This window comes from Micromonospora sp. NBC_01739 (assembly GCF_035920385.1).
Taxonomy (GTDB): Bacteria; Actinomycetota; Actinomycetes; order Mycobacteriales; family Micromonosporaceae; genus Micromonospora.
Window position 1 is genome coordinate 223,058 of record NZ_CP109151.1, and the last position, 15,708, is coordinate 238,765.

General features: G+C 72.0%; 16 protein-coding genes and 2 pseudogenes. 10 read left to right on the forward strand and 8 right to left on the reverse strand.

Annotated features, from left to right (window positions below; all coding sequences use genetic code 11):
* Nucleotides 1-76 precede the first annotated feature (76 nt).
* The 3 genes from OIE53_RS01010 to OIE53_RS01020 form a co-directional block, all read right to left on the reverse strand.
* A complete protein-coding gene (locus tag OIE53_RS01010; RefSeq protein WP_327024651.1) occupies nucleotides 77-586 on the reverse strand; it encodes a hypothetical protein in 510 nt (169 codons plus the stop codon).
* 109 nt (nucleotides 587-695) lie between these two features.
* The gene (locus OIE53_RS01015; protein ID WP_327024652.1) at nucleotides 696-1,433 is read right to left on the reverse strand and encodes a VOC family protein; all 738 of its coding nucleotides are present in this window, start codon (nucleotides 1,431-1,433) and stop codon (nucleotides 696-698) included.
* 158 nt (nucleotides 1,434-1,591) lie between these two features.
* Nucleotides 1,592-2,158 carry a dihydrofolate reductase family protein gene (locus tag OIE53_RS01020; protein WP_327024653.1) on the reverse strand — a complete coding sequence of 189 codons (567 nt, stop codon included), beginning with the start codon at nucleotides 2,156-2,158 and terminating at the stop codon, nucleotides 1,592-1,594.
* Between the two features lie 77 nt (nucleotides 2,159-2,235).
* Here OIE53_RS01020 and OIE53_RS01025 point away from each other — a divergent pair, with 77 nt between their 5' ends.
* A complete protein-coding gene (locus OIE53_RS01025; protein WP_327024654.1) occupies nucleotides 2,236-2,820 on the forward strand; it encodes a TetR/AcrR family transcriptional regulator in 585 nt (194 codons plus the stop codon).
* 84 nt (nucleotides 2,821-2,904) lie between these two features.
* Nucleotides 2,905-4,050 (forward strand): polysaccharide pyruvyl transferase family protein, encoded by a 1,146-nt coding sequence (locus OIE53_RS01030; RefSeq protein ID WP_327024655.1) that lies wholly within the window; start codon nucleotides 2,905-2,907, stop codon nucleotides 4,048-4,050.
* Nucleotides 4,051-4,087: 37 nt separating this feature from the next.
* On the opposite strand, the gene OIE53_RS01035 is transcribed toward OIE53_RS01030, so the two are convergent.
* Complete coding sequence (locus tag OIE53_RS01035; RefSeq protein ID WP_327024656.1) at nucleotides 4,088-4,294, reverse strand: hypothetical protein; 207 nt, start codon at nucleotides 4,292-4,294, stop codon at nucleotides 4,088-4,090.
* A gap of 97 nt (nucleotides 4,295-4,391) precedes the next feature.
* On the opposite strand from OIE53_RS01035, the gene OIE53_RS01040 reads away from it, so the two are divergent.
* The gene (locus OIE53_RS01040; RefSeq protein ID WP_327024657.1) at nucleotides 4,392-4,913 is read left to right on the forward strand and encodes a DinB family protein; all 522 of its coding nucleotides are present in this window, start codon (nucleotides 4,392-4,394) and stop codon (nucleotides 4,911-4,913) included.
* Nucleotides 4,914-5,217: 304 nt separating this feature from the next.
* On the opposite strand, the gene OIE53_RS01045 is transcribed toward OIE53_RS01040, so the two are convergent.
* Nucleotides 5,218-6,207 carry a carbohydrate kinase family protein gene (locus OIE53_RS01045; RefSeq protein WP_327024658.1) on the reverse strand — a complete coding sequence of 330 codons (990 nt, stop codon included), beginning with the start codon at nucleotides 6,205-6,207 and terminating at the stop codon, nucleotides 5,218-5,220.
* 115 nt (nucleotides 6,208-6,322) lie between these two features.
* On the opposite strand from OIE53_RS01045, the pseudogene OIE53_RS28380 reads away from it, so the two are divergent.
* The 3 genes and pseudogenes from OIE53_RS28380 to OIE53_RS01055 all read left to right on the forward strand — a co-directional run.
* A pseudogene (locus OIE53_RS28380) lies at nucleotides 6,323-6,812 on the forward strand (ATP-dependent helicase); the annotation flags it as partial.
* Between the two features lie 110 nt (nucleotides 6,813-6,922).
* Nucleotides 6,923-9,616, forward strand: a pseudogene (locus OIE53_RS01050) (SNF2-related protein); the annotation flags it as partial.
* Nucleotides 9,613-10,518 (forward strand): SWIM zinc finger family protein, encoded by a 906-nt coding sequence (locus OIE53_RS01055; RefSeq protein ID WP_327024660.1) that lies wholly within the window; start codon nucleotides 9,613-9,615, stop codon nucleotides 10,516-10,518. The pseudogene OIE53_RS01050 and the gene OIE53_RS01055, both read left to right, overlap by 4 nt.
* A 20-nt stretch (nucleotides 10,519-10,538) precedes the next feature.
* On the opposite strand, the gene OIE53_RS01060 is transcribed toward OIE53_RS01055, so the two are convergent.
* The 3 genes from OIE53_RS01060 to OIE53_RS01070 all read right to left on the reverse strand — a co-directional run bounded on the left by OIE53_RS01060 (nucleotide 10,539) and on the right by OIE53_RS01070 (nucleotide 11,896).
* The gene (locus OIE53_RS01060) at nucleotides 10,539-10,796 is read right to left on the reverse strand and encodes a DUF3040 domain-containing protein (RefSeq protein ID WP_327024661.1); all 258 of its coding nucleotides are present in this window, start codon (nucleotides 10,794-10,796) and stop codon (nucleotides 10,539-10,541) included.
* Nucleotides 10,797-10,968: 172 nt separating this feature from the next.
* On the reverse strand, nucleotides 10,969-11,136 hold the full coding sequence (locus OIE53_RS01065; RefSeq protein WP_327024662.1) for a hypothetical protein: 168 nt from the start codon (nucleotides 11,134-11,136) through the stop codon (nucleotides 10,969-10,971).
* An 88-nt stretch (nucleotides 11,137-11,224) separates the two neighbouring features.
* Nucleotides 11,225-11,896, reverse strand: coding sequence for a bifunctional DNA primase/polymerase (locus OIE53_RS01070; protein WP_327027020.1), 672 nt, complete (start codon nucleotides 11,894-11,896; stop codon nucleotides 11,225-11,227).
* Between the two features lie 242 nt (nucleotides 11,897-12,138).
* Between OIE53_RS01070 and OIE53_RS01075 the strand changes: the two genes are divergently transcribed.
* The 4 genes from OIE53_RS01075 (at nucleotide 12,139) to OIE53_RS01090 (ending at nucleotide 15,708) form a co-directional block, all read left to right on the forward strand.
* The gene (locus OIE53_RS01075) at nucleotides 12,139-13,368 is read left to right on the forward strand and encodes a helix-turn-helix domain-containing protein (protein ID WP_327024663.1); all 1,230 of its coding nucleotides are present in this window, start codon (nucleotides 12,139-12,141) and stop codon (nucleotides 13,366-13,368) included.
* Nucleotides 13,369-13,384: 16 nt separating this feature from the next.
* A complete protein-coding gene (locus OIE53_RS01080; RefSeq protein WP_327024664.1) occupies nucleotides 13,385-13,957 on the forward strand; it encodes a flavoprotein in 573 nt (190 codons plus the stop codon).
* Between the two features lie 163 nt (nucleotides 13,958-14,120).
* On the forward strand, nucleotides 14,121-14,981 hold the full coding sequence (locus OIE53_RS01085) for a Nif3-like dinuclear metal center hexameric protein (RefSeq protein ID WP_327027021.1): 861 nt from the start codon (nucleotides 14,121-14,123) through the stop codon (nucleotides 14,979-14,981).
* A complete protein-coding gene (locus OIE53_RS01090; protein WP_327024665.1) occupies nucleotides 14,971-15,708 on the forward strand; it encodes a zinc ribbon domain-containing protein in 738 nt (245 codons plus the stop codon). Before OIE53_RS01085 ends, OIE53_RS01090 begins: the two co-directional genes overlap by 11 nt.

The window sequence follows — 15,708 nt, forward strand, 5'->3', positions numbered from 1 at the left end:
GCCGGAAACCGCCATTACAACGTAACGGAGTCGATTCGATCCAGGGCGGGCCGGGTGGCTGCTACCGCCCGAGTCGTCACCTTCTTCGCGTCGGCAGGTGAGTCACTGTCGCGTGTGCCAGGATGCCGACCGCGCTTCCGACCAGCAGGCCGATCAGTGTCGCCCACTGCGCCCCGATGCCGGCTTGGAGCAGTGCGTTGATGCCCAGGCCGGCAGACACCCCGGCCGCTGTGCCGGCCCCGAGGGCCCACCACCGATGCCGTACTCCCGCGACGTGCAGTTCAAGGTAGGGCGGCAGGATCGCGATGAGCACGACCAGCAGCGGGGGCGAGGGAATCAACAGGATGAGGGCCGTGCCGGAGATCGCCCCGATGACGAGAGTCAGCAGGCCGAGACCGATCGCATGGTCCAGGTCGACGGGCAGGTGGCTCATGCCCGGCTGGCGTCGCCAGAGCCGTCGCCACCTGTCGGTGAAACCCTGCTGGGGCGTCCGGCGGACTTCCGGTTCGGCCGGTGCGGCGGGTGGAGAAGCGCCGCCAGGGCCGGCCGTGCCGTCGGGAGCGGAGGACGCGTCCGGCGAAGCCATGACAGCAATTGTGGCCCGTCCTGGCCATCAACTGACGGTCGACGTCGGTGAATCCGTGCACGATCGGTAGCCTGGTTCGGTCTCGACGGCGGTGTGCCGGAGGGTCGGGTCAGCGTGGGGTGAGCAGACAGAACTCGTTGCCCTCCGGGTCGGCGAGGACCTTCCAGGGGACATCGCCGTCCAGGTCGATGGCGGTGGCACCGAGCGCCTGAAGCCTGGCCGCCTCGGCCGCCAGGTCGTCACCGGGGTACGGGCGGACGTCGAGGTGGACGCGATTCCACCCCGTCTTCACGTCGGGGGTACGGACAAACCGCAGGTAGGGGCCGACGCCCTTGGCGGAGCGCAGCACCGCGTGGTCGTCGGTGACCTCGTGCACGGTCCAGTCCATGGCGTTGCCCCAGAAGTCGACCATGGCTCGGGGGTCTGTGCAGTCGGCCACTATCGCCGCGATCGGCCCGGTGTCCCGGGGCGAGGTGCGCCAGTCCAGCACGCAGAACTCGTTGCCCTCCGGGTCGGCCATGACCGTCCACGGCACGTCGCCCTGGCCGATGTCGGCGGGGGACGCCCCGAGTTCCGTCAGGCGGGCGATCAGTTCCGCATGATGGGCCGCCGAGGTGGTGGCGAGGTCGACATGCACGCGGTTCTTCACCGTCTTGGGGTCGTCCGGGTAGGCGACGAGGTCGATGCAGACGGCAGCGGGGTCGGGGTAGTTCAGGTCCTCCGGTTCGAGGTTGGTCACCCTCGGCCCCTCGCTGGAGATTCCCCACCCGAGCACCTGCGCCCAGAAGTGGCCCAGCGCCTCGTCGTCCAGAGCCTTCATATTGATCTGCACCAACCGAGTTGCCATGCCCCCGATGCTAGTTCCCACCACCGACAAGAGCACCCCCACCGCGCACCGGGTCTGTCGTGGTGGCAACTTCCGGGATGTTGCTGCCTCGGCACCCGGGTCGGGCAGCAACATCCCGGAAGTTGCCGGGCGGGCGAGGGCGAGGGCGAGGGCGGCGGTCATCGGGTGTAGTGCAGGAGGACGACGCCGCGACCGGCGGGGGTGGTGTCCACCAGGGTCAGGTGTTGTGGCGTGAAGGGGTGGTCGACCAGGGGGATGCCGCTGCCGGCGACGACGGGGTTGACCTTGACCAGCCATTCGTCCACTTCGGAGACGAGTTGACCGGCGAGCCGGCCGCCGCCGCAGAGCCAGATGTCGGCTCCCGGGCGTCCCTTGAGGTCGCGGACGAAGGTCACCGGATCGCCGGAGACGATCTCCACCGCCGGGTCGTCGGAGGGAGGTAGCGAGCGGGCGAAGACGTACTGCTTGAGGTGGGCGTACGGGCTGGTGACGCCGAGGCGCAGGGCGGGCTCGTAGGTGGCCCGGCCCATCAGGACCGTGTCGAATCGGCCCTGCGGTCGGTCGATGCCGAGCTGCTGGTGAGCGAAGGTCGGGAAGGTCTGCGGCCACCGCGTGACCAGGGGCCCGGTCGGGTCGGGCTGCAGGTCGAAGAAGTCGTACGACCCGTCGGGGGCGGCGATGAAACCGTCGATGCTGCTGGCCACGTAGTAGACGAGCTTGCGCAAGGGGTACTCCAATCACTACGGATGTTGTGGTTGTGTCAACGTACAACAGATGTTGTGGTTGCTGTTAGGGTTTTCCAGTGGCACGCAACCTGGAGCGGCGGGCGGCCCTGGCGGACGCCGGGCTGCGGGTGCTGGCCGCCCACGGGGCCCGAGGGCTGACCCACCGGGCCGTGGATGCCGAGGCGGGGGTGCCGACCGGCACCGCCGTCAACTACTTCCGCTCCCGGGACGCCCTGCTCGGGGCCCTCGGGGAGCGGATCTTCGAGCGGTTCGCCCCGGACGACACCGTCGTGGCCGAACTGGCCGCCCGCCCGCCCTCCTCGGCCCTGCTAGCGGACTATGTCCGGTACATCGTCGAGCGGACCACCCGGCACCCCGAACTCACCCGTGCCCTGATCGAACTACGCCTGGAGTCGGTCCGCCGCCCCGACCTGGCCCGCATCCTCGGCGACACCCTGCGCCGGGGCTACCGCGCCGACGTCGCGTACCACCTGGCGGCCGGCCTGCCCGGCGGCGCGTTCGAGGTGGCCCTGCTGCGCTACGCCGTGGACGGGCTCCTGCTCGACCTGCTCACCACCTCGATCGACACCGGATTCGACCCGGATGAGGTCGTCGCCGCCCTGGTGTCCCGCCTGGCCGGGGGAGTCCCGCCCGGAGGCTGAACCAGCCACCCCGGCCGGAGGCGATGACTGTTCGGCGGTGCAGCGGGGAAACCTCGATCCGACGCACCTGGGGAGGAGCGACGGATGACGCGTGGCGGACTGACCATCGGCGTGCTCGGCTCATACGGCGGCCGCAACCTCGGCGACGAGGCCATCCTCACCGGCCTGCTGACCGACCTGCGTCAGCAGGAGCCCAACGCTCGGATCATCGTCTTCTCGCGCGATCCCGCACACACCAAGGTCGCCCACCCCTATGTGGAGGCCGTGCCCTGGGAAGGGGTCAGCCGCACCGACTCCGCCCTCGTACTGTCCCAGCTAGACCTGCTCATTCTCGGCGGTGGCGGGATCCTCTACGACAAGGAGGCCCGCCGGTACCTGCGGGTCGTCCGGGTAGCGCAGGAACGAGGATTGCCGGTGCTGACCTACGCGGTGGGGGTCGGGCCCCTGAGCGACATCGTGGACACCGGCATGGTGCGCGAGACCCTGGCCGGGGCCACCCAGGTGACCGTACGCGACCAGGAATCGCGGATGGTGCTGGAAGAGGCCGGGCTGCTCAACCCGATCACCGTCACCGCCGACCCGGCGTTCCTGCTGCAACCGGAGGAGTTCCCGGCGGAACTGCTGCGCGAGGAAGGGGTACCGGCCGGCAAGCGGCTGGTCGGGATGAGTGTGCGGGAGCCGGGCCGGGCCGCGGAACGACTCGACGTGGACGGCTACCACCGCCTGCTCGCCCAGATCGGTGACTTCCTGGTGCACCGCATCGACGCGCACGTGTTGTTCGTGCCGATGGAACGCGACGACATCCGGCACTCCCACGGGGTGCTGTCGCACATGATCGCCGCCGAGCGGGGCCGGATCCTGCACGGCACCTACAGCCCGCAGCAGGTGGTCGGCCTGATGCGCCACCTGGACCTGGCGGTCGGGATGCGACTGCACTTCCTGATCTTCGCCGCGACGATGGGTACGCCGTTCCTCCCCCTGCCGTACGCCGGCAAGGTCTTCGACCTGGCCCAGCGACTGGGGGTGCCGGCCCTGCGCGGGGTGGAGCGGGAGGTGGAGGGCCCGCTGCTGGCCGAGGTCGACCAACTGTGGGACGAACGTGAACAGCGCGCCGAGACCACCGCCCAGCGGGTGGCCCGGGTCTGCGACGAGGCCCGGGGTACCTCTCAGGTGACCCGGGCGGTGCTGGACAGCCTGCGCCACCGCTCCCTGGTCAAGGTCGACGCCTGAGCCGCCCTCGCGTGGGCCGCTCCTGACGGGGGCGTGGTCAGACGGCCGGGCCGCGCCAGCGGTAACACCACTGCCCGGCCTCGGCATCGACCATTTCGAGCTCGTAGATGTCCGCCTCGGCCAGGCCGCCCGACCCCAGGTGATGGTGGGTCAACGGGGGCCGGTTGTTCGGATCCAACTCGACGGTGACGTGCTGGCCGTCTGCCGAACCGCCCACCAGCGGGATCTCAACCGTTGCTGCCATGCGCCCATCCTGCCCCGTACGCCGCCTCGCCGCAGCGGATACACCTCGGCGCACGGCTCGCTCGTTGGCCGGCCGAGGCCGGGGATAGCGTGTCGACATGACGGAGATCCCGATCGACCCGACCCTCGGCCCCGTGGTGAACCGGACCGCCGGGGAACGGGAGATCCTCGAATCCTTCCTGGATTTCCACCGGGCGGTCCTGCTGCGCAAGGTCCAAGGGCTTGCCGACGCTGACGCGGCCCGCCGGCTGCTGCCCTCGGCGACCACCCTCGCCGGGCTGGTCAAACACCTGGCCGAGATCGAGTACAACTGGTTCCACATCCTGCTGGAACCCTCCCCGGGGGAGACCTTCCCGACCACCGAGGAGTCCGCGCTGGCCAGCTTCACCCTCGCCGAGGACGACACCGTGGAGCGCCTGGCCGCCGACTACCAGCAGGTCTGTGCGCGGTCCCGGGAGATCGTGGCGCGCTACGACCTCGATCATGTCGTGCCACATCCGCAGCTCGGCGAGGTGTCGGTGCGCTGGATTCTGGTGCACCTGATCGAGGAGACCGCCCGACACGTCGGGCACGCCGACATCCTCCGGGAACTCACCGACGGCACCACCGGCGCACTCTGACGGACGTGCCCTTGGACGTCTTCACCGGCGTGCCCGCAGACAGCCCATCGGACGTGGCCGCTGGCACGCCGGCAGGCCCGTGTTCGCTGTCGCGCCATCGGGACCGGGTCGCGCCGGTAGGCAGTTCATGATCGCGCTCGATGTAGGTTCAAGTGGCCTTGTAAGCGCGGATAGGCACTCGATCCCGGATCGAGCGCGATCATGCAATCCCGCTCGCGGCAACGGCGTGGCCAGGGGGCACGGGGTGAGGGGTGAGGGGCGAGCCCGCAACCACAGTGTGGGGGGCAGGGGCGGGCTGCGGGGGTCAGGGAGGGGGGAGGAGACCGGGCGGGTACTCCATGCCGTCATGGGTGCAGGCTGCGGCGGCGACCCGGGCCGCGTACCCGGCGGCCTCCACCCAGGTCGCGCCGCGTAGGCGGGCGGCGATGACGCCGGCCGCGAAGGCGTCACCGGCGCCGTTGGTGTCCACCACGGGACCGGGCGGCGTGGCCGCTGGGATCCGGGTGATGTCGCCGTCGAGCTGCAGATCCGCGCCGTCGGCCCCCCAGGTCACCAGCACCGGCCGCCCCGCCACCGCCGTCGCGGAATCGCCCGCCCTGCCGGGCACCGCCACCGCCGGGCCGCCCGCCGTGACAGGTTGCGTCCTAGCCGGGCCGCCCGCCGGGACGGGTACCGCCGGCGCGGAAGGGCTCAAGGCGGCGGGGAGTGCGGTTGTCCGGTCGCCCAGGGCTACCCCGCTGACCAGCACCAACTCGGCGACCTCGGCGAAGGGACGATGGTACGGGTTGTGCCCGTCCCAGTCGTGCAGGTCGGTGGAGCTGCGTCCGTCCTCGCCCAGCAGGACGCCGAGGTCGGGCAGCAGGTCCCGTACCCAATTCATGATCGACAGGTGGACGTGCCGGGACTGCCGGATCAACTCCGCCACCTGGGCCATCGCGAAGGGTGCGGTCTCCTCGGAGGGGCGAGGGTCGTACAGCGACATTCGCCGCCCGCCGGGATCGACCAGGTTGACCGAGCGGCGGGTGCCGCCGGGCGCCTCGGCCAGCACGGTCTGCACCTCGGTACGGGACAGGGCGGCCCGCACCACCTCACCGGCCGGGTCCGCGCCGAGGGTGTCGATCACCGCCACCCGCAACCCCAGGGCGTGCGCGGCCAGCGCCACCCCGGCGCCGGTGTTGCCGATCCGCAGGTCGATCGGTTCGACGGTGAGGGAGTCGACCACCGGCAGGGGCAGGGCGGGCACCCGGACCCGTATGTCCACCCCGAGGCCACCGAGCACCAGTAGGTCGTACATGGCGTCGACGGTAGTCGGCCGGCTCCGCCTATCCTGACCCAGGTGTTAAGCGGGGTCCCCTGCTCTACCGGAGGCGTTAAGAAGGGGCCCTTCCTTTCAGCGAGGGGGAGTGTGGGTGCTGGTCGTCCACGGGATGTGGTTGCCGGGCCGAGGGCTCGCCGTCTGGGGCGAGGACAGCACCTTGGCGCCGCGTGCCCCCCGACGCCCCGGTAGAGCCCCCCGGGAGCGTCCGCACCCCTTCGCCGCCGCTCATCCCACCCTGGTAGCCGTGTCCGGGGAGGTCGCCGAGCCGACCGATCTCGGTACCGCGCTGCTGCGCCTGCCCACCCGATCCGGCTCGCCGGTCGACTCCCCGGAACTGGTCCGGACCACCGTCGTGGAACCGGCCCGCGGCCCGGTCACTCTCGCCGGGTGGCGGGTGCCCATCCTGGCGTACGCCCCGGACGCGGCCCTGCCCTTGCTGCGTGCCCTGGACGAGTTGGCTGCCGTACCCGGTGCGACCCTGCGGCACCTGGCGGAGTTGGCCACCTTCGCCGCCGACCTGGCCACCCGGGGTCGGGTCCTGCCCGGCCTGACCCTCCTCCCCGACCCGAGGGTTCCTGCGGCCACCCGCACGGCGGCCCCTGGCCGGGCGGCTCGCACCCCTTCCGGTCCAGGGTCTCGGGGTGCGGCCTCCGCACGCCCCGCCACCGCTGGTCGGGGCACCGAGGGCGAGGCCCGGGCGCTGTGGCGACCCCTGCTCACCGGCACGGACGCCGCCTGGGCCCGGGCGCTGGTGCTGGCCCTACCACCGGCCGCCCGCGCGGTGATCGAGGTGGACCTGCCCACGATGCCGCTCGCGGCGGAGCCACCCGGACTGCCAGCCCAACCGAGCCCGCCCGTGACGCAGGCAGGCGTGCCTGCGGGGACGGCCGGGGCCAGCGGGCGGGTGGGGTCCCGGCAGGGGGATCCGGGGCCGGGGCTGCTGGTGGGGGATGCGCTCGATGCGCTCACCGACGCGGCGGTGCGGGCGGCGCTGCCGCAGACCACCCTGACCCGGGGGGCCCGCCGTGAGGGGGCGGTGACGGCCTGGCTCGGCGCGCTCACCGGCCCCCAGCGTGAGTTCACCGCCGAACCGGCGGGATTGCAGGTCCTGTGCGACGAGTTGGAGACCTGGCAGCGGGACGCGGCCGGTGGGGCGGTACGGGCCAGCTTCCGGCTCGTCGAACCGGCCGACGAGGAGATGAACGGACCGGCCGACCCGAACGCAATCGTGGCGACCGAGGAGACCTGGCGGGTGGAGTTCGGGCTCCGCGCGGCCGACGACTCGGGCACCCATGTCGACGCCGCCCAGATCTGGCGGGGTGCGGCCATGCCCATGGTGGACAGCCCGCAGGAGACCCTGCTGGCCGAGTTGGGTCGGGCCAGCCGGCTGTGGCCGCAGGTGGATGCGGCCCTGCGGACGGCCACCCCGCAGGCGCTGGAGTTGGACGCCGAAGGGGCCCACCGGTTCCTGCGCGAGGGTGCCCCGATGCTGCACGCGGCCGGGTTCACCGTGCTGCTGCCCTCGTGGTGGCGGCGGCCCTCGGCGCGGCTCGGCGCGCGGCTGCGGGCCAGTTCCCGCACCGCACCGGGCACGGTGACCGGCGCCGGTGAGCGGGTCGGGTTGACGGCGCTGGTCGACTACCGGTGGGAGATCGCCCTGGGCGATCAGCCGCTGACCGCGGAGGAGTTGGCCCACCTGGCCGAGCTGAAGACCCCCCTGGTACGGCTGCGCGGGCGCTGGGTGGAACTGGACCCCAAGCGGCTCGCCGCCGGTCTGCGGCTGCTGCGTTCCACCGGTGAGTTGACCGTCGCCGACCTGCTGCGGCTGGGCCTGGCCGACGCCGAACAGCCGGACGCCCTGCCGGTGCTGGAGGTCAGCGCCGACGGGGCGTTGGGGGATCTGCTGGCCGGGTCGGTGGAGCAGCGGCTGGCCCCGCTGACCGAGCCGCCCTCGTTCGCCGGCACCCTGCGGCCGTACCAACGTCGGGGTCTTTCGTGGTTGACCTTCCTCCAGTCGCTCGGCCTGGGCGGGGTGCTCGCCGACGACATGGGCCTGGGTAAGACGGTGCAGCTGTTGGCGCTGTTCGCGGCCGACCCGCCGCAGGCCGGGCCGACCCTGCTGGTGTGTCCGATGTCGCTGGTCGGCAACTGGCAGCGGGAGGCGGCCCGGTTCACCCCGCAGCTGCGGGTGCATGTGCACCACGGCGCGCAGCGGGCCCGGGGCGCCGAGTTCGGCGACGCCGTGCGGGCTGCGGATCTGGTGCTCACCACCTATCCGACGGCGGCCCGGGACGCGGCGGACCTGGCCGGGATCGACTGGCACCGGGTGGTGCTCGACGAGGCGCAGGCGGTGAAGAACGCCGCCACCCGGCAGGCCGAGGCGGTCCGTACGCTGCCCGCCCGGCACCGGATCGCGGTGACCGGTACCCCGGTGGAGAACCGGCTGGCCGATCTATGGTCCATCATGCAGTTCGCCAACCCGGGACTGCTCGGCCCGGCGGCGACCTTCCGGAAGCGCTTCGCCGAGCCGATCGAGCGGCACGGTGACACCGAGACCGCCGAGCGGCTGCGCCGGATCACCGGCCCGTTCGTGCTGCGCCGACTCAAGACCGACTCGTCGATCATCTCGGATCTGCCGGAGAAGCTGGAGATGGAGGTCGTCTGCAACCTGACCGCCGAGCAGGCGGCGCTCTACCAGGTGGTGGTCGACGACATGATGGCCCGGATCGAGGCCAGTGAGGGCATCGAGCGACGTGGCCTGGTGCTGGCCACGATGACCCGGCTCAAGCAGGTCTGCAACCATCCCGCCCAGTTGCTGCGCGACGGTTCGGCGTTGGACGGGCGGTCCGGCAAGCTGGCCCGGCTGGAGGAGATCCTCGACGAGGTCCTCGCGGCGGGGGAGAAGGGCCTGATGTTCACCCAGTACGCGGAGTTCGGCGGGATGCTGCGCGGCCACCTGTCGGCCCGCTTCGGCCGGGAGGTGCTGTTCCTGCACGGCGGCCTCGGCAAGGCCGACCGGGACGAGATGGTGACCCGGTTCCAGTCCGACGACGGCCCGGCCCTGTTCGTGCTCTCCCTCAAGGCCGGTGGCACCGGGCTGACCCTGACCGCCGCCAACCATGTCGTGCATGTCGACCGCTGGTGGAACCCGGCCGTGGAGGACCAGGCCACCGACCGGGCCTTCCGGATCGGTCAACGCCGCCGGGTGCAGGTCCGCAAGTTCGTCTGCGCCGGGACGGTGGAGGAGAAGGTAGCCGCCCTGATCGCGGACAAACGCGGGCTGGCCGCCTCCGTGGTCGGCAGCGGCGAACAGTGGATCACCGAACTCTCCAGCGGCCAACTGCGCGAGTTGTTCCAGCTGGAGGCCGGGGCGGTGGCGCAGTGAGCCCGACCGGCCGGTTCGCCGACTACGGGCGGCCCCGCCGGGTCGAGGGCGGGCTGCGGGCCCGCAGCGCCCGGGGCGCCATCGGGGTGTCCTGGTGGTCGCGGCGGTTCCTGGAGGTGCTGGAGTCCTTCGCCCTCGGCACCCGGCTGACCCGGGGCCGCGCCTACGCCCGCGCCGGCCAGGTGGTACGCCTAGACGTCGCCCCCGGCATGGTGAGCGCGTCGGTGCAGGGCTCCCGACCCCGGCCGTACCAGGTCCACATCGCCCTGCCGCCGTTTCCGGACCCCATGTGGCAGCGGATCGAGGCCCAACTGGCCGCGCAGGCGTTCTTCAGCGCCCGGCTGCTGGCCGGTGATCTGCCAGCCGAGTTGGAGGAGCTGTTCACCGCCGCCGGTGCGCCCCTGTTCCCGGCCGCCGTGACCGAGCTGGAGCAACGCTGCTCCTGCCCGGACGGGGCGGTCCCCTGCAAACACCTGGCGGCCACCTTCTACCTGCTGGCCGAGGCCTTCGACGCCGATCCCTTCGCCCTGCTGCACTGGCGCGGCCGCAGCCGCCAGGACCTGCTCGACCGGCTCCGCGCGCTGCGCAGCCTCAACACCGAGCCGGACCTCACCCGCCCACCAGCCACCGAGCCGGACCCCACCCGCCCACCAGCCGCCGAGTCCGGTGTGGGTCGTCCGGCGGCCGGGGCGGTGCCAGCCCTTGCCGACCTGCCGGTAGCGCCCCTGACGGAGACCCTTGACCGGTTCTGGCTGCCGCCGGTGCCCCTGCCGGATCGCCCGCCCAGTTTGGCGAGCCGTCCGGATCTGTTGTTGCGGCAGCTCGGTGCACCCGCACCGGCGATCGGTGGACCGGGCCTGCTGGAGCGGCTGCGTCAGGCGTACCGCCAGCTTGGTGAGTGAGCGATCCGGTCGAGCGGTGTTCAGAGCCAGCGTCGACGGAATCGCCACATGAGTGCCGCATTGGTCAGCAGCACCGCAGCGAAGATGGCCCCGGTCAGTCGGCCGAAGGCCACGGTGGTAGCCGGCAGCGCCGCCCACAGCAGGATGGTCAACAGCAGCAGCCACCGCCCACGTCGTCCCCGGGCCCGATTGTCCAGCCGGGCGAAGAACGCCGGGTCACTCTCCCGCAGATTGCGGGTGATCTGATCGAACCTGCGCTGATCCTCTTTGCTGAGCATGTGCCTTCCCCTCACGCGTTCAGCAACGGCGAGGCGGAATACCCACTGGGGTCACGGCTCACGCGCTTCTCCTGCTGCTACTTTCCCCGGCAGCTCAGGGCCGCCCGCAGTCGGCCTGGTCGTCCGGTTTGCCCCCGTTGCAGCCGGAAAGGGCAGGAGGTCCCGGGGCCGGTCACAGCCAGCGCATCGGCCGGTGGGTGGTAGCGGGGCGGGTGCCGAGGGGTCTGGGTGAGCCGGGTCGGGCCCCCGGCGGGCGGGTGGCGGCCCACCGTCGGCCGGGTCGGTGCCGCCGTGGCGGCTCGGCACCGTTCGGGTGGTGTGTGGTGTCGTCCGTGGACATCGCCGATCCCCGCTCCCGGCACTGACGCGCCGTCGTGGTGTTCAACGACCGGCGTACGGGTGGCGTCGCTGTCCGGGAAGGCGACCGGTCATCGGCCCCGGCGGGGCAGCGGCAGATGGCCGGGCACCAGCGCCGGCACCAGGGTGACCCCGGTGGCCCGCAGGGCACCGATCAGGGTGTTCTGCACCAGGTAGGAGTCGGGCAGTTGCCAGCGGGCCTGTTCCGGGGCCACCACCCAGCGGACCGGCCCCTCGGGCAGTCGGGTGGGGGGTGCGGCGATCCAGGAGCCGGGACCGTGTCGTACCACCTGTAGACAGTGTTCCAACTCGGGGCGCAGGGGGTCCCCCGGGCGGACCAGGAACATCCACCGTCCGGTCGGGGTGATCAGCACCGGTCCGCGTACGCCCGGACCGGCGGGATGGGCGCGGACCGCTTCCAGGACGCGACGGCCCAGGTCGGCGGGGATCTCCAGCACGTCGAAGGAGTGCCCGGTGGGCAGCAGTACGCTGTGCGGCCGGGCCCGCCACCAGTTCGCCACCCGGGCCGGATCGGCGCTCGCGGCGTGCTCCCAGTTCTCCAGGGCCGGATGGCAGCCGACCGTCGGGCAGCCGGCCCGCCCGCAGACGAAGCGGCTGCGCGCCAGGCAGGCACCCGGGGTCACCTCCCAGCCGTGCATCGCGTACCGCACCGCCACCCGGCGCAGTCGTACCCGTTCCAACGGCGACAGATGTGCCACCCGAGGTCCGACGTTCCCCCACATTGGTGCCATCTCCCCTCGCCGGACCGGCCGGCAACTGTCATGTAGAGCACCGTCACTGTCATCGTTGACGATCGTTGGCCTGACGAGTGGCTGGTGCAACTTGCACGAAAGCTATGAGGACTGGCCGTACGGATGACGTACAACCAGTGCGACCAGCGGAAACCTGAAGACGGACGGCTCACCACGCCCGCGAAACGGCCTACGGCGATCGGCCGAGGCTCCATCTAGGAAGGACTGGGGAGATGGACGAACTACCCATCGGGCGGCGGGTGGCCTACTGGAGAGGGCGACGACGAATGTCGCAGCAGGTCTTCGCCGACCGGTTGGGCAAGTCGAAGAGCTGGGTCGACAAGATCGAACGCGGGGTGCGTCGGCTCGACAAGTTCTCCGTCCTCCACGAGATCGCCGACATCCTTCAGATGGACGTGCAACTGCTGCTCGGCAAGGACCCGGAACGGCGCAACGAGACCCTGCACTGCATCGAGCCGTTCGAGGTGGAGGAGATCCGGGCGGCCCTGGAGCGGTACGACGCGGTCAGCGCGTACTTCGACGCCGTACCCTGTCCGCCCACCCTGGCGGACCTGGGCAAGGCGGTCACCCACGCCTGGCTGACCTACCAGTACGGCCGCTACGGCCTGCTGATCCGGGCCCTGCCCAAGCTGGTGCGCGACGCCCAGGCGGCCGACGCCGCCTACGGCGGTGATCAGGCGCAACGGGCCGCCGATCTGCTCGCGCAGGTCTACCAGATCGCCTCCTCGGTGCTACGCAAGCTGGGGGAGTGCGACCTGGCCTGGCTGGCCGCGGACCGGTCCATCGCGGTCGCCCAGCGGGCCGACGACCTGCTGCTCGCGGGGGTCGCCACCACCCGGGTGTGCAACGCCCTGGCCTCCCTGGGGCGCCCTCGTCCCGCGCTGGAACTGAACGTCCGGATCGCCAACCAACTGGCTCCCGGCGGGCAGAACGACGCCAGCCCGCAACGGCTCTCGGTCTACGGGATGCTGCTGCTCCAGGGGGCCATGGCCGCCGCCCGCATCGGTGACTCCGCCACCGTCGAGGACCTGCTCCGGGGCGCCGAGGAGGCGGCCCGGGAACTCGGCGGTGACCAGAACCACTACTGGACCTCCTTCGGTCCCACCAATGTCATCCTGCACCGGGCGGCCGCCGCCGTGGAGCTGGGCGACGGGGGTCAGGCGGTCGAGCTGCATCTGGCGAAGCTCCAGACCCCGGCCTTCGACGCCCTGCTGCCGGAACGCCGGGCCCATCACCTGCTGGACCTGGCCCGGGGCTACGCCCAGATCGGTGACCTGGCCAACGCCGGGGAGATGCTGCTGCGCGGTGACCGGCTGGCGCCCTCCGAGATCCGGTGCCGGCCGATCGCCCATGAGGTCATGTCGAACGTGCTGCGTCGCACACGGGGTGCGCCGCCTTCCTTGATCGCAGAGTTGGCTGAGCACATGGGAGTAGGAGTATGACTTCGGGGCCGGTCTGATGACCGGTTCGCACCGCCATGACGGGCACCGTGAGGTGCTGTACATCATCGCCTGCGGTTCGCCGTTGGCCCGAGACGTGGGTCGGCTCGTCGAGCTGGCCCAGCAGGACGGCTGGGACGTCTGCGTGGTCACCACGCCGGACGGCGCCAAGTTCGTCGACCGCGCCGCGTTGGCCCGACAGACCGGCCATCCGGTGCGTACGCACTACAAGAACCCGGGTGATCCGGACGTGTTGCCCTCGGCCGACGCCATCGTCGTCTGCCCGGCCACGGTCAACACGGTGAACAAGTGGGCGGCCGGCATCGCCGACACCCTGGCCCTCGGCCTGCTGGTCGAGGCCCAGGGTCTGGGCGTACCCCTGGTCGCCGTCCCGTACACCAACGCCGCGATGGCCGCCCACCCCGCCTTCCGGGCGGCCCTCGACCGCCTGACCGAATGGGGGGTACGGGTGATCTTCGGCGAGGAGGTCATCCCGCTGCACCCACCCGGCACCGGGGAACGGCACCAACACGCCTTCCCCTGGCCGCTCGCCCTCACCGCCCTCCACGACCACCTGATCCACTCCGCGTGAAAGGAAGGGCCCCTTGTTAACGCCTCCGGTAGTACAAGGGGCCCCTATTAACACCTCGCCACCGGCCGGTCCGGCCTCGGCCGGGTGAGGTCCCGTCCCGCCACCGACGCCGGTAAGCTGGCCCGTCGTGAGCCCAACCGCAGCCGTGCCGACCGTCGCCGAGGTGGTGGCCGAGCTGGAGCGGCGCTACCCGCCGAGCTGGGCCGAGGAGTGGGACCGGGTCGGCCTGGTCCTCGGCGAGCCGAGCGCCCCCGTACGCCGGATCCTCTGCGTTGTCGACGTGGTCCCCGAAACGGTCGCCGAAGCCCTGGCCGCCGAGGTCGACATGATCGTCGCTCACCATCCGCTGCTGCTGCGCGGCGTCTCCTCGGTGGCCCCGACGACGTACAAGGGCCGGATCATCCACCAACTGATCAAGGCCGATGTCGCCCTGTACGTGGCGCACACCAACGCCGACGTGGCCGTCCCCGGCGTCTCCGACGCCCTGGCCCACCGGCTGGGGCTGACCGACCTGCGTCCCCTGCAACCGGCCCGCCCCGGCACCCCGGCCGCCGGTGAGGGTCGAGGGGCGGGCCGCATCGGCCGGCTACCCCAACCGATGAGCCTGGCCGAGCTGGCCCGGCACGCCGCCACCGTGCTACCCCCCACCGCCGTCGGGGTACGCGCCGCCGGAGACCCGGACCGGGTCGTGCGTACCCTCGCGGTGTGCGGTGGATCCGGGGACAGCTTCCTGGCCGACGCGACCGCAGCCGGCGTGGACGCCTACCTCACCGCCGACCTGCGCCACCACCCGGCCGGCGAGCACCTAGCCACCGACGGGCCGGCGTTGCTCGACGCCACCCACTGGGCGACCGAGCGACCCTGGCTGGACGACCTGGCCGCGCTGCTGCGGAGCACCCCGGGGGTGCAGACCCTGGTGTCCGACCTGGACACCAGCCCGTGGACCGTACACGCAGCCCCACCCTCAGCGGGCGGACCCGCAGTGGCCGAACCCGCAGACAAGGAGCCCGATCGTGAAGGCTGACCCCCAGGTCCAGCGCCGCCTGCTCGACCTCCAGGCCATCGACACCGCCCTGGCCCAGCTCGCCCACCGGCGGCGGTCGCTGCCGGAGCGGGTCGAGCTGGAGGCCCTGGCCCGGGAGCTGTCCGCCCTGGAGGACGAGCGGGTCCGCGCCCAGGTGGCCGTCGACGACCTGGACCGGGACATCGCCCGGATGGAGAAGGACGTCGACCAGGTACGGGCGCGTAAGGCCAAGAACGAGGACCGGCTGGCCGCCGGCACCGGCCCGGCCCGTGAGCTGGAGGCCCTGCAACACGAACTGGCCTCGCTGAACCGTCGGCAGGGCGACCTGGAGGACGCCGAACTGGAGCTGATGGAGCAGCGCGAGACCGCCCAGGCCGTGCTGGAGGGGGTGGAGCAGCGACTGGCCGAGGTCCGCGAGCGGCGGGCCGCCACCGAGCAGCGGCGCGACGAGAGCCTAGCCGAGATCAGCCGGGAGGAGGAGTTCAAGCGCTCCGCCCGCCAGCCGCTGGCCAACGACCTCCCCGCCGACCTGGTGCAGCTCTACGAACGCATCCGCACCGACACCGGGCTCGGCGCCGCCCTGCTCTACGCGGGTCGCTGCGGTGGCTGTCGGCTGGACATCTCCGGTGCCGACCTGGCCCGCATCCGCAAGACCGACCCGGACGAGGTGGTCCGCTGCGAGGACTGCCGACGGATCATGGTCCGCACCAACGAGTCCGGGCTGTAG

Bases quoted from the DNA above. Each gene is read 5' to 3' on its own strand.
- OIE53_RS01030 (WP_327024655.1), top strand. From the start codon at position 2,905: ATGACGCGTGGCGGACTGACCATCGGCGTGCTCGGCTCATACGGCGGC.
- OIE53_RS01045 (WP_327024658.1), bottom strand. From the start codon at position 6,207: ATGTACGACCTACTGGTGCTCGGTGGCCTCGGGGTGGACATACGGGTC.
- OIE53_RS01065 (WP_327024662.1), bottom strand. From the start codon at position 11,136: ATGTCCACGGACGACACCACACACCACCCGAACGGTGCCGAGCCGCCA.
- OIE53_RS01080 (WP_327024664.1), top strand. From the start codon at position 13,385: ATGACCGGTTCGCACCGCCATGACGGGCACCGTGAGGTGCTGTACATC.
- OIE53_RS01060 (WP_327024661.1), bottom strand. From the start codon at position 10,796: ATGCTCAGCAAAGAGGATCAGCGCAGGTTCGATCAGATCACCCGCAAT.
- OIE53_RS01015 (WP_327024652.1), bottom strand. From the start codon at position 1,433: ATGGCAACTCGGTTGGTGCAGATCAATATGAAGGCTCTGGACGACGAG.
- OIE53_RS01075 (WP_327024663.1), top strand. From the start codon at position 12,139: ATGGACGAACTACCCATCGGGCGGCGGGTGGCCTACTGGAGAGGGCGA.
- OIE53_RS01040 (WP_327024657.1), top strand. From the start codon at position 4,392: ATGACGGAGATCCCGATCGACCCGACCCTCGGCCCCGTGGTGAACCGG.
- OIE53_RS01035 (WP_327024656.1), bottom strand. From the start codon at position 4,294: ATGGCAGCAACGGTTGAGATCCCGCTGGTGGGCGGTTCGGCAGACGGC.
- OIE53_RS01010 (WP_327024651.1), bottom strand. From the start codon at position 586: ATGGCTTCGCCGGACGCGTCCTCCGCTCCCGACGGCACGGCCGGCCCT.
- OIE53_RS01070 (WP_327027020.1), bottom strand. From the start codon at position 11,896: ATGTGGGGGAACGTCGGACCTCGGGTGGCACATCTGTCGCCGTTGGAA.